General features: G+C 50.2%; 8 protein-coding genes. All 8 read left to right on the top strand.

From position 1 onward, the window contains the following. The first annotated feature begins 12 nt into the window (after nt 1-12). The 8 genes from R2X38_RS01875 (at nt 13) to R2X38_RS01840 (ending at nt 13245) form a co-directional block, all read left to right on the top strand. Nucleotides 13-2472, top strand: coding sequence for a glycogen/starch/alpha-glucan phosphorylase (locus R2X38_RS01875; RefSeq protein WP_317520324.1), 2460 nt, complete (start codon nt 13-15; stop codon nt 2470-2472). An 85-nt stretch (nt 2473-2557) separates the two neighbouring features. Then, complete coding sequence (gene malQ, locus R2X38_RS01870; protein WP_317520322.1) at nt 2558-4741, top strand: 4-alpha-glucanotransferase; 2184 nt, start codon at nt 2558-2560, stop codon at nt 4739-4741. 55 nt (nt 4742-4796) lie between these two features. Next, nucleotides 4797-6938, top strand: a complete 2142-nt coding sequence (gene glgB / locus R2X38_RS01865) for a 1,4-alpha-glucan branching protein GlgB (RefSeq protein ID WP_317520895.1) — start codon at nt 4797-4799, stop codon at nt 6936-6938. Between the two features lie 193 nt (nt 6939-7131). Continuing rightward, nucleotides 7132-8031: a hypothetical protein gene (locus R2X38_RS01860; protein WP_317520320.1), complete on the top strand. Its 900-nt coding sequence runs from the start codon at nt 7132-7134 to the stop codon at nt 8029-8031. Between the two features lie 12 nt (nt 8032-8043). After that, the gene (locus tag R2X38_RS01855; RefSeq protein WP_317520318.1) at nt 8044-9225 is read left to right on the top strand and encodes a BamA/TamA family outer membrane protein; all 1182 of its coding nucleotides are present in this window, start codon (nt 8044-8046) and stop codon (nt 9223-9225) included. Between the two features lie 6 nt (nt 9226-9231). Next, entirely contained in the window at nt 9232-10491 is a 1260-nt protein-coding gene (locus tag R2X38_RS01850; RefSeq protein ID WP_317520316.1) for a DUF4056 domain-containing protein, read from the top strand. Further along, nucleotides 10484-11443, top strand: a complete 960-nt coding sequence (locus tag R2X38_RS01845; RefSeq protein ID WP_317520315.1) for a patatin-like phospholipase family protein — start codon at nt 10484-10486, stop codon at nt 11441-11443. Before R2X38_RS01850 ends, R2X38_RS01845 begins: the two co-directional genes overlap by 8 nt. A gap of 218 nt (nt 11444-11661) precedes the next feature. Then, nucleotides 11662-13245 carry a PAS domain-containing methyl-accepting chemotaxis protein gene (locus R2X38_RS01840; RefSeq protein ID WP_317520314.1) on the top strand — a complete coding sequence of 528 codons (1584 nt, stop codon included), beginning with the start codon at nt 11662-11664 and terminating at the stop codon, nt 13243-13245. The last annotated feature ends 6 nt before the right edge of the window (nt 13246-13251 follow it).

Here is a 13251-nt window from a genome sequence, read left to right as displayed (position 1 = left end):
CGAGATTGAACCATGCCTAAGAATGGTCAGACACAACAATTTGATAAAGCCGCTTTCCAAGCAGCAGTAGAAAAACACCTTACAACAACCTACGCATCTACAGCAGATACTGCGACGGCTCGCAGTTGGTATTTGGCAATGGGTAAAGCGCTGGCAGAAATCAGCACTGGCAACCTATTGGCTACCGAAAAGAATCTTGCTGAGCAGAAAGCTCGCAGTGTTAACTACCTTTCACTGGAATTTCTGATCGGCCGCCTAACAGGCAACAACCTAATCAGCATGGGTCTATACGAAAACGTTGCTGACGCCATGGAAGAGATGGGTCAGAACCTAACCGACCTTCTAGAAGAAGAGCGCGACCCTGCACTTGGTAATGGTGGCCTAGGCCGTCTAGCCGCTTGTTTCATGGACTCATTGGCTGCACAGGAATACCCGGCAGTAGGTTACGGCCTACACTACGAGTATGGTCTTTTCCGCCAGTCTTTCGTTGATGGTCGTCAGGTTGAAGCGCCTGATGCATGGCGTGGCCTTGAAGGTTACCCATGGGAAGTTCTGCGCCCAGAACTGAACCAAGAAGTTAGCCTATATGGCCATGTTGAAGCTTACACCGATGAGAACGGTGTTGAGTGCCGCCGCTGGGTACCGGGTATGACCGTAGAAGGTGTCGCTTGGGATCTTCCAATCGTAGGTTACGATAACAAGAGTGTTTACCCGCTACGTTTATGGGAATGTCGCTCAAACGCTCCGTTCAGCCTATCGCGCTTCAACGATGGTGACTACGTTGGTGCACAATACTCTGCACTAGAAGCAGGTAACGTCACTAAGGTCCTTTACCCGAACGATAACCACGAGCAAGGTAAAGCGCTGCGCCTGATGCAGCAGTACTTCCACTGTGCATGTTCGGTTGCGGATATCCTTCGTCGCCACGAAGCTGCAGGTAACTCTATCGAGTCGCTATCTGAGCTGGAAACTATCCAGCTAAACGATACCCACCCAACTATCGCAATCCCAGAGCTAATGCGCATCCTTTTGGATGAATACAAGCTAGGCTGGGACAAGGCGTGGGAAATTTCTTCGAAGACCTTTGCTTACACCAACCACACACTACTTCCAGAAGCACTGGAAACGTGGAGCGAAGCATTAATCCAGCAGATGCTACCGCGTCACATGGAGATCATCTTCGAGATCAACCACCGTTTCATGAAGCTGGTTGAGCAAACTTGGCCGGGCAACAATGAAGTGAAGCGTAAGCTTTCTATCATCCAAGAAGGTCCACAGCGCATGGTACGCATGGCGAACCTATGTGTTGTCAGCACTTACGCAGTAAACGGTGTAGCGGCACTTCACTCTGAGCTGGTTAAGCGCGACTTATTCCCTGAGTTCAACGAGCTATTCCCGGGCCGTTTGACCAATGTGACTAACGGTGTAACACCACGTCGTTGGATCAAATACTGTAACCCTGGTCTTTCTACGCTGATCAGCGAGAAAGTGGGTGATGACTGGCCAGCAAACCTTGAGAAAATTGCCGGTCTAGAGAAGTTCGCTGACGATGAAGCTTTCCAGAAACGCTACATGGCAGTGAAGAAAGAAAACAAACAGCGCCTGGCTGATTGGGTACAAGAAAACATGGGTATCGAGCTTGATACTGATGCTATCTTCGATATCCAAATCAAGCGTCTGCACGAATACAAGCGTCAGCACCTGAACTTGCTGAACATCCTGGCGCTGTACCACCGCCTATTGAACGACCCAACGTTTGATATGCACCCACGTGTGTTCTTCTTTGGTGCGAAAGCGGCACCGGGTTACGCACTGGCGAAAGACATCATCTTTGCCATCAACAAAGTGGCAGAGAAAGTGAACAACGACCCACGTCTTGGCGGCAAGCTGAAAGTGGTATTCATTCCTGACTACCGCGTAAGCCTGGCTGAAATCCTGTTCCCAGCCGCTGATGTCTCTGAGCAGATCTCGACTGCCGGTAAAGAAGCATCAGGTACGGGTAACATGAAGTTCGCGATGAACGGTGCACTGACTATCGGTACGATGGACGGCGCAAACGTTGAGATGCGCGAAGAAGTGGGTGACGAGAACATCTTCATCTTCGGCCTATTGGTTGATGAAGTACTGAAACTGAAGCAAGAGGGTTACGACCCTTACCGCTACTACCATGCTGATAGCCTTCTGCGCGCAGCACTGGATTTGTTAGAGACCGATGAATTCACACCAGGCAACCCTGGCCAGCTAGCGGCAATTCGCCACAACCTGCTGGACGGTGGTGACCCTTACCTGGTACTGGCTGACTTTGCCGATTACGTGAAGACGCAAGAGAAAATCGATGCGGAATACCGTGACCAGAAGACATGGGCTCGTAAAGCCATTCTGAATACGGCACTGATGAGCAAATTCAGCTCAGACCGTAGTATTCGAGACTACGCTAACAATATCTGGAAACTAGAGCCAGTTTCACTGTAACTGCTCACAGCTGCAAAAAGTACGAATTGATATCAGCAAAACTTTAAACATCGTAGCGGCCGCAAGGCCGCTAACGGAGAGAACGATGAAAGACGATCAAGTATTAAAACAAGTGGCAGACATGGTCGGCATTGCCGATAACTATGTCAGTGCTTGGGGGGATGAGGCGCAAGTTGACAGCGATACAATCCGTCGCCTGTTGGCAGCGCTAGGTTACGACACCAAAAGTGATGAAGCTTTGCTGGAATCGGCAAACAAGAAGCTACGCCCTGATGTGCTAGCACCGGTGAAGGTGGTTCGCAGTGGTGAGCCGATGCACATTGAAATGCATTTGGGCCAAAGCGCACGTATCAGCGACTTCAGCTGGCGCTTGGAAACAGAGCAGGGTGATGTGCTGGAAGGCTGGCTACAGTCTCAGCTTGTTTCTGACGAGCGTGCAGACGGTGGTACCTTGGTTTTCGCATTGCCGGATGATCTGGAGTGGGGTTATCACAAGCTTGAGGTGTTCCGTAAACGCCGTAAATCTCCTTTCGAAATGACTTTGATCGTTACGCCAACGTCTTGTTACAAGCAAGAAGATCTGCTGAATAACAAGAAACTATGGGGTACCAGCGTTCAGCTGTATTCAATTCGTACTAATCACAACTGGGGTATTGGTGACTTCGGCGATCTGAAGCAATTGGTTGCTGATGTTGCTGCCCGTGGTGGTGACTTTGTGGGTTTGAACCCAATCCACTCCTTATTCCCAGCTAACCCGGAAGGTGCGAGCCCATACAGCCCATCTTCACGTCGTTGGCTGAACCTAATGTACATTGATGTGAGCTCAGTGACTGAGTTTGCCCAGTGTGATGAAGCCCAGCAGCTTGTCGGTAGTCCTGAGTTCCAGCAACGCCTGAATGAAGCGCGTAATGCGAACTGGGTAAACTATAGCGAAGTGTCTTGTCTGAAAATGGCTGTTCTGCCTCTGTTGTTCAAAACGTTCAGCGAGCGCCATCTTGAGAATAATACGGCGCGTGCACAGAAGTTTCTGCAGTTTGTTGAAGACGGTGGTGAGAGCTTGCTTCACCAAGCGGCATTCGATGCGCTACATGCTGAGCTGAAGAAAGAAGACGATAACACTTGGGGCTGGCCTGTGTTCCCTGAGCAGTACCGCCACTTCGATAATGCAGCCGTACAGACGTTTATCAAGAAAAACTACTCACAAGTACAGCTATTCATGTACCTGCAATGGCTGGCTGATACCCAGTTGGCAGAAGTGAATGAGCTGGCTGAAGAGAAGGGTATGACCATTGGTCTGTACCGTGACCTTGCCGTCGGTGTTTGTGATTCGGGCTCAGAGACTTGGGCTGATCACGGGGCACTGTGTCAGGATGTCAGTGTGGGCGCGCCGCCAGATATCCTTGGTCCACTAGGCCAGAACTGGGGTCTGCCACCGCTAAACCCTGAAGTGCTTAAAGAGCGTTCATACGAGCCGTTTATCCAGCTTCTTCGCGCTAATATGCGTAGCTGTGGTGCATTGCGTATCGACCACGTTCTTGGCCTGCTGCGTCTATGGTGGATCCCTAAAGGTGAATCAGCGCAAAACGGTGCTTACATGTACTACCCAGTTGAAGACATGATGTCGATTCTGGCGCTTGAGAGTCATCGTTACCAGTGTACGGTTATCGGTGAAGACTTGGGTACAGTACCTGATGAAATCGTTGATAAGCTTGCGACAGCCGGTATTCACTCATACAAAGTGTTCTTCTTCGAAACAGCTGAAGATGGTGGTTTCTACTCACCAAAACATTATGCTGATCAGTCAATGTCTGCACTGTGTACGCACGATATGCCGACGTTGCGTGGCTTCTGGCATTGCGATGACCTTAAGATGGGTGAAGAGCTTGGCTTGTACCCGAACAAGGAACAATTGGCAGGTTTGTTCGATAGTCGTGCCGAAAGCAAACAAAAAATCCTTGATAGTTTAGCTTGGCATGGTTATCTTCCTGAAGGGGTTGGGCATGATGCTGCATATGTGCCGATGGATCAGCACTTGAGCGAAGCCATGCAACTCCACCTAGCTGCCGGCTCTAGTGCTTTGTTGAGCCTACAGCTGGAAGACTGGCTAGAAATGGACAAGCCGGTCAACATTCCGGGTACCGTTGACGAATACCCGAACTGGCGTCGTAAGCTATCGACCACATTGGATGATATCTTCACCCGTCAGAATATTGTTGACCTGACTCGTCGTTTAACCGAAACACGAGCAGAAGCATCAAACAATAAGTAATATCAGGAGTAATGCGTTGGACACATCTACAGTGACCCGCAGTGATAAGGAATACATGCAGCTCGAGAGAGCTGCATTTTCAGACCCATTTTCATTTTTAGGCCCTCAATACCAGTCGACTGACATTGCACTTCGTGTGTACATGCCAGGTGCTGATTCTATTGAAGCAATAACTGAAAACGGTGAACGTTTTACCCTCTCTCGCGAAGCTGATAGCGGTTTTGTGCTTGAGGGTGATTTCGATTTTACCACTGCACTATATCAACTTGTCGTTAACTGGCCGCAAGGCGAACAAACGATTTGCGACCCTTACCAATTCCACAATCTGATTCAATCCGGTGAAGCACTTACAGACCCATCACAAATGCACAGTGAAATGGGTGCCCAGCTTGTCACTTTGAATCGAGGCAACTCTTCTATTTCCGGTGTACGTTTTCTTGTCTTTGCACCAAATGCCTCAGCAGTAAGTGTCGTTGGCCACTTTAATGCGTGGGATGGCCGTCGTCACCCAATGCAACGTCTTGATGATGGCCTATGGGGGCTTTTCATTCCTGACCTAGAGGAAGGCACCCTATACAAGTTTGAGCTTAAAGACAGTGCAGGCGAGGGGCTACCTCACAAAGCTGATCCATGGGGTTATCAGTCGGAACAACACCCGTCTTTTGCCTCTAAAGTATTCGATCAGGCAAAATATGATTGGCAAGACGGTGCATGGCAAACCCGTCCGGTAACCGCCAAGCACCAGCAGGCGTTGTCGTTCTATGAGTTGCATGCAGGCTCTTGGCGCAGGAACGAGCAGGGCGAGTTCCTGAACTACCGTGAGCTTGCCGATGAGCTAATTCCTTACCTGAGCGATATGGGGTACACCCATGTAGAGCTAATGCCGGTTTCTGAGCACCCGTTCTATGGTTCGTGGGGCTATCAGCCAATTGGCCTGTTTGCGCCAACAAGCCGCTTTGGCTCACCGGACGACTTCAAGTATTTTGTCGACCAGTGTCACCAGGCAAACATCGGTGTCGTTTTGGACTGGGTACCTGCCCACTTCCCGTCGGACGACCATGGTTTGGCGAATTTCGACGGCACGGCACTGTTCAATGATCCGGACCCACGCCGTGGTTGGCACCAGGACTGGCAGAGCTACATCTATGACTACGGCCGTGACCATGTTCGCCGCTTCCTAGTGTCAAATGCTCTGTTCTGGTTTGAGCACTACCACATTGATGGTCTGCGAGTTGATGCGGTAGCGTCAATGCTGTACTTGGATTATTCCCGTGAGCACGATCAGTGGATCCCGAACCATGAAGGCGGCAACGTAAACTTTGATGCTGTCAGTTTGCTACGTTGGGTGAATGAAGAAGTGTACCGTCACTACCCGAATGCAATGACCATCGCTGAAGAGTCGACGGCCTTCCCGGGTGTGACCAAGCCAACGGATATGGGTGGTTTGGGCTTTGGCTTTAAGTGGAACATGGGTTGGATGCACGATAGCCTTTCTTATATTAAAGAAGAGCCGATCCACCGTAGTTACCACCACAACACCATTACCTTCCCTATGGTGTACGCATTTAGCGAAAACTACGTATTGTCTTTGTCTCATGACGAAGTCGTTTACGGTAAAGGTTCAATGCTGGATAAGATGCCGGGTGATGAGTGGCAGAAAACCGCCAACCTACGTGCTTACATGGGTTACATGTATGGCCAGCCGGGTAAGAAGCTTAACTTTATGGGTGCAGAAATTGCCCAGAGCGCTGAGTGGAATCACGATGGTCAACTAGAGTGGCATTGGTTGCAATACCCACGCCATAGCGGTATGCAGTCATTGGTTAAAGACTTGAATGCCCTATACACCTCAGAGCCTGCAATGTATGAACAAGACTGCGATCCAGCCGGCTTTGAGTGGCGTGTTCAGGACGATGCTGCTAACAGTATCTTGGCCCATGAGCGTATTGCGCTCAATGGTGACAAAGTGCTTGTTGTCAGCAACTTTACGCCTGTCCCACGTGAAGATTATTTGCTGGGTGTTCCTGCCGAAGGGGAGTACGAGCTGCTACTGAATACCGATGATGAGAAGTACTGGGGTGGTAGTGCGCCAGTGAAGACATCTATCGCGACAGAACAAGTAGCGAGCCACGGGCTTGCACAGTCTATCTCAATCGATCTTCCTCCGTTGGCGACTGTGTTCTACCGCTTCAAGTAATTGAGCAAATCATAGATCATAAAAACCCGCACGTTGCTGCGGGTTTTTTTGTATTCCAGCTGCAAGGAGGGTGAGTTTTTGTGATAAATATCACATGTTCATGGCTGGTTCAGGCTGGGTTAAACGATCAATTGCAACAATTCTCGGCAAACAGTCTAGGGATAGGACTTTATTTACTTGCAGAGATATCATTTTGAAAATAAAGATTTTACTGTCTTTAGCCGCGCTTTTTGCTCCGTTCACTTTTGCACAACAATCTTTTTTCCCAATTTGGGGCGAGGAAGCAGAAAAGCTAGGCTACACACTTCCCAAGCCTTATGGCTTTTCGATCTCATACATGGATATGAGCAATCCCATTACGGTCAATAGTATTGATCTGACCGGTCACCCGGTACTCGAAGCGCTGGATATTGATGCCAACCATGCGGACTTTAGAGGGTCGAATATTACCCTGCGCGGGGATGTCTGGGTTTTCCCGTTCATGAATGTCTACGGCATCATTGGCTATACCCAGGGTACCAGTAAGGCCAAGATAAACTCTCTGAGCTGTGATGCCTCTTCAGTGCCAGGTCTTGGAAACAAAGCGCTGTGTTTATTGCTTGATGCTGCCGGTGATGAACTTCCGGACAATGCTATGTTCGAGTTGGACATGGACGGTGGTACTTATGGCGTCGGGACCACGCTGGCTGGAGGGGTAGGGAACTGGTTTGCGCTTGTTGATATGAACTACACCTACACCAGTATTGCGGCGATTGACGGCAACATCAAAACTTTTGTCGCTGCGCCTCGTGTCGGCCACCGCTGGGAATACGATGGCGGTCGTGAGCTGCGCGTATTTGTTGGTGCCATGTACCAGAATGTTCAGCAAGAGCTGTCCGGCGACCTATCAAGCTTAAACCTGCCTCCGGAAGTCTTGGGTTTGGTCGATAAGCTCAGTCCCGATGCGGGGTTTGAGGTCAGCCAGAGCGCAGACGAGAATTGGAACGGTGTGGTGGGATTCCAATATGCCTTCAACCGCGATTGGGACATCTTGATGGAAGCGGGGTTTGGCCAGCGTGAAACCCTCTTTTTTGCGCTGGGCCGCCGATTTTAGGCCACGATAACAATGAAAAAAATACTTCCTGTTGTTTGCCTGTGCATGTCAGGTGCAACTCTCGCTGAGCCGGTCGATCCGGTAACGGAGAAGCATGAGCTGACTGCCTATCAGCGTTACCAGCGCTGGCTCGATAATTTTTTAATGGAGTTGGGCGCAGATGGTCAGTTTAACCCCGAGAAAGGCATCGACTGGAGTGTGATGCCTGGTCCTTTCTACACTCCAGAAAAAAAATTGGGGATGGGGGTCTCGGCGGTTGGGCTTTATAAACCGGATATCAATGACGCGGTCTCGCAGCCGAGTTCAATAACTATCAACGGTTTTGGTTCGATAAACGGCGCTTATGGGGTATCGATACACAATGCGAACTACCTGGCAAATGACAGGTACCGCCTATTCCTTGATGCCGAGATGACCGATTCACCCGATGTTTTCCATGGTATCGGAGTCGAGGCTGGTAAACATAACGAGCGGGTGGACTATGAGCGCCGTACTTATGCCGCTTCGATCACCGGTATGGTACGGGTACTGCCTTTTACGTATCTTGGAATGGGCTTGGCGTTTTCCCACAACGAAGCGCTCAACCCCGAGCAAGAGCAAACTGACGCGCCTTGGATTGGTGAAGATATTGCTAAGTTTCCCGGTACCCAGCGCAATGTCGGCGCGATGCTCAGCGCGACATACGACTCACGGGACTTTGCGCTCAATGCCTCCAAAGGCAGGCTGATAGAGCTCGCGTATTTTAATTTCAATACTGCCTTAGGCGCAGACAGTGATTTTGAGCGCGTGACGCTGAACTACAGCGACTATCATTCAATGTCCGTTATTCCCGGCGTGCTTGCCTGGCAGGTGCGCGCAGAGTCTAATTTTGGCGATGTTCGCTGGGATCAGATGGCGCTGCTGGGTGGGGCCGATGCGTTACGCGGTTACGAGCAAGGCCAGTACCGAGATAAGAACATGCTTATCTCCCAAGTGGAGTACCGCCAGCCTTTGGGCGGCCGCCATGGTATGGTGTACTGGTTTGGGGCGGGGACGCTGGCAGAGGAATTTGATCTGCTGGGTGAAGAGGACTGGCTTTACTCGGTGGGCGTAGGCTATCGCTTTGAAATTAAACAACGTGTCAATCTGCGCTTGGACATGGGCTTTGGTAATGATCAAAGCGGTTTTTACTTTGCAATCAACGAAGCATTCTAAACAACTATGAGCCGTTCATTTTTTCGACCTTTTTACGCTGTCGCTCTATTTTCACTATTAGCTGGCTGTTCGTCTAGTACTTGGCAAACCCATGCCGTACCGAGCTCGAATGCGGTGGCAGAGATGCTGGCCGACGGCCAAGCTTCTTCACAGCAGTGGCACCTAGATGAATCCAGGTTTCCGCAAGTGACCGTGCCGCAGAACGTACGTCCATGCTGTGCGTTTGGCGATATGCAGAAAGTCAAGCTGGGTCCGGTCCCGGTGCCCTTTTTCCGGCTGAACAATGTCGTCGGGATTGAGGATATTGGTCCGCACAAGTTTGCCAGCGGAATTTATCATTACACTCCTTCGTCTTCATCGGTTTTAGATCATGGCGGCAGTGAAAACAACGGTATCTTGTATACGGCAAAAGGCGGTTTTATCGATCTGGCCCATGTCCGTGATACCGCTGATGACACCATGGGGCTGTTTTTTGAAATATTGGCCAACTTGGGTAAAGTTCATCGCATAGAATTGCCTGCCGAGCTTGGCCCGAGATATATCGAAATGAAGGCGTTCGATGCGTCGCAGCTCACCGAAGAGCAAAAGTGGTCTGTTGCCGCACACCTCGCGGCTAGACTTGCTTACTTTAAGGCAGAATCCCACGAAATTGCCCAGTGGCACGGCTACGCTAGTTTTTCTGGTTGGCCGGAAACGATCTCGGCCTATTCACTTGAAGATCTTTACTCTAATATGCTGGGGGCAAAGATTGCACTTCAGCTGATCCAGACGCATAAGATGCTGAGCGAAGTGGAATACAACCAGAACGTTAGCTTATGGTTGAACGCTACCCTGGAAGAGTTGGGTATTGTTACTAAGTCACAATCGAAAGAAGTCCTGGCTGCAGTCGATGGTAAATGGTGGGATTCGCAAGAATCGATCCCAAACAAGTACATGGTGCTTCAGCGTCACTACAGCCTTGGCGACAGACAGGCTCCACATCTGCTAACACCTGAATTATTGGGCGATCGGTTTGAGGAGCTCCAGCCTTTGGCGCGCTCAACAGCAACAGTGATTTCACTGCCAGCCTATGCCGAGTCACTGGAACTTGATCATATCGCCAAACTGGTACTAGAAATTGAGCCCAGTTATGAAGGGACGTTCAGCCATATTCCTGAGCATATCTGGGCGAAGCGTATCGAACACCCGCAATTCCCGATCATTGCGCAGTATGCCAAGAGGCAGGATAGCCAAGAGTTGATAGCAATCGGAGTTGACGATGAGTAGTGTCTTTGCATGGAAGAAAATGGCGCTTCGGCTGACGGTACCGCTGCTACTTGTCGGGTTATATGGCTGCTCCACCGTCAATCAATACAACGAGCTGACTGCCGAAGATATCGACATGGTGCCAGCCGCATCGGTTCAGTCCGCTGAAAAGTGGGCTGAGGCAGAGCAGGGTGACAAGCCTAAGTTGGCAATTGCATTCGGCGGCGGTGCTTCACGCGGCATGATGCATCTTGGTGTGATGAAGGCGCTCTACGAAGCGGGTATTGACGCCGATATCGTCACCGGCACCTCCGTGGGCTCCATTGCGGCGGCACTCTACAGCAGTAATGAGTACCCTGATATAGAGCGTAAAATGTTTGCATTTTCCGAACACGAGATTGTCGATATCAACCTGTCTGGAGCCGGTCTGATAAAAGGCAAGGCGTTGGCGAAATGGATAGATAAGCATGCTGGTTATGAGGATATAGGAGACTTACCAGTGACTACGGGGATTGTGGCCACTAATCTAACCCAGCAAAAAGCCGTCATGTTCACCGGAGGGGACATTGGCTGGGCGGTGCAGACATCATCCAGTGTGCCTGGGGTGTTTGTCCCTGTGTATCACCATGGCGATATTTTGGTTGACGGGGGGGTACTTTCATTGGTACCTGTCTATGCCGCCCGTCAGTTGGGAGCGGATATTGTTATTGCGGTTGATGTGTTCTGCAGCTTGCCTCCACCGTTGGAGTATAGTGCCATCGATACGATGGCAAATACCTTCTGGGTTCAAAGTTGTATTGCTGCTCAGGACGAGATTGATAGTGCGGATATTGTGCTGGCACCCGTATCGCCGGATCCAAGCTTGGTGAATTTCGGTGGCTCCGCAGAGCGAACCGCGGCGATGAATGTAGGTTACCAAGCGATGATGGAGGCTCTGCCGGCGCTTAAGGCTAAATTGACGGCGCTGAAATAGCTTGGCGTGCATATCGTATTCGTTTGATTGATCCCGGCCTGCTCACTGGACCATGGCCGTGGCCGGACAATTCATGCGGATTTGTGATGGGATTATTGTTATTTAATATAAATCAATTTGATAGTTTGGAATAAATGTCACAATGCGGTGTTATAAAGAGCGATAATTTGCTCGCTACGGCATCTTCTGAACCGAAATAACAATAATAAGTTACAATAATGACAGAGAAAAATACACATCCAGCGAATACTTCACATCAGGGAAGGGAAGTCGAGTATTCAGCCTCTTTGAACTTGATCTCAACGACGAGCCCAGACAGTACGATTACCTATGCTAACGGCACATTCTGCGACGTAGCTGGCTATAGCTCTGCAGAGCTTATTGGTCACCCCCATAACATGGTCAGGCATCCTGAAATGCCTAAAGCGGCTTTTTCGCAACTTTGGCAGTACGTAAAGGCTGGAAAAAGTTGGATGGGGCTGGTGAAGAACAAGTGTAAAGACGGCAATTATTATTGGGTGTCTGCATTTGTAACACCGATAGTAAACAGCGAAGGGAAAGTTGTTGAATACCAATCGGTACGCAGCAAGCCCAGCAAAGAAGAGATCAAACGCGCTGAATCGGCTTATCAAGCACTGAATGCAGGGAAGCCTGGCAAAAGCCGCTTTAGATTCCGTCATGGCCTACTGCTCAATGCGATCTTGGCGTTTACCTCCCTGATGATGGCTTACGATGCCATTTCTACTGCTTCGAGTTTTTCGGTAGCACTAACTGTAGTGTTATCTTTTGGCCTCGTGGCCAATGTGCTGGCGCAAAAGCGGCTAGCTAAAATTACCGCATTAGCCCAAGCGGCCTACGAAAATCCCATGATGGAGAAAATATACACCGGCAAGTTTGATGATTACTCCAGTATCGAGTTGGCACTGAGAATGCGGCAAGCTGAACTTCGTGCCATCGTAGGGCGGGCATGCGAAACCTCGGCTGATATCTTGTTGTCAGCGGAAGATGAATTCGCCAATACGCAGCAAGTGAAAACCAACTTGCAGCAACAAGCCTTAGCCACCGAACAGGTGGGGGTGGCCATCGACCAAATGTCGGCCACGGTAAAAGAAGTGGCGGAGAACGCCTCCAATGCTTCGGTTATGACGGTAAAAGCGCAAGACGTGGCGTGCAATGGCCAGGTAAGGGTGGAAGAGACAATTGCCTCGGTAAGTACGCTGCACAAAGAGCTAGAAGAGTCGAAGCGGGTGATCACTGCGCTGTCAGAGAGTAGCCGTCAGATTGAAGGCATATTGGACGTAATAGGTACGATTGCTGATCAAACCAACCTGCTTGCTCTCAATGCCGCTATTGAAGCCGCACGGGCTGGTGAAGCGGGCAGAGGATTTGCGGTAGTGGCCGATGAAGTGCGTTCTCTGGCGCAGAAAACCCAGTCATCGACAGGCGAAATTCACAAAATGATATCCCAGCTCCAGGATATTGCAGGACAAGCTGTTGCCGCCGTAGGGAGAGGTGGGGAGCAGTCTGAGCATTGTCGCCAGCAAGCGCTGTTAATGGGTGAACAGCTCAAAGAAATCAACCTCGTTCTGGATACGGTGACAGACAGTAGCCATCAAATTGCGGCGGCTGTCGAACAGCAAGCCAGTGTGAGTGCCGACATTGCAGAGCATATACAGAAAATTAACCAGCTAGCAGATGAGACTTCGCATACCAGCGATATATCCGTTGACAGCACCCGTATGTTGGTAGCGCGCCTTGAAGGCTTGGAAAGATTGATGAACCAATTCCAGCGCCGGTTCTAGCCAGTG

Source organism: Photobacterium rosenbergii (genome assembly GCF_033022775.1).
GTDB lineage: Bacteria > Pseudomonadota > Gammaproteobacteria > Enterobacterales > Vibrionaceae > Photobacterium > Photobacterium rosenbergii_A.
Note: the sequence above shows the minus strand (reverse complement) of the source record. Positions and strands in the feature narration are given on the sequence as shown.

What these genes read in the sequence shown, in the direction of transcription:
- R2X38_RS01875 (WP_317520324.1), top strand. Translation starts at nt 13, where the DNA reads ATGCCTAAGAATGGTCAGACACAACAATTTGATAAAGCCGCTTTCCAA.
- malQ (WP_317520322.1), top strand. Translation starts at nt 2,558, where the DNA reads ATGAAAGACGATCAAGTATTAAAACAAGTGGCAGACATGGTCGGCATT.
- glgB (WP_317520895.1), top strand. Translation starts at nt 4,797, where the DNA reads ATGCAGCTCGAGAGAGCTGCATTTTCAGACCCATTTTCATTTTTAGGC.
- R2X38_RS01855 (WP_317520318.1), top strand. Translation starts at nt 8,044, where the DNA reads ATGAAAAAAATACTTCCTGTTGTTTGCCTGTGCATGTCAGGTGCAACT.
- R2X38_RS01850 (WP_317520316.1), top strand. Translation starts at nt 9,232, where the DNA reads ATGAGCCGTTCATTTTTTCGACCTTTTTACGCTGTCGCTCTATTTTCA.
- R2X38_RS01845 (WP_317520315.1), top strand. Translation starts at nt 10,484, where the DNA reads ATGAGTAGTGTCTTTGCATGGAAGAAAATGGCGCTTCGGCTGACGGTA.
- R2X38_RS01840 (WP_317520314.1), top strand. Translation starts at nt 11,662, where the DNA reads ATGACAGAGAAAAATACACATCCAGCGAATACTTCACATCAGGGAAGG.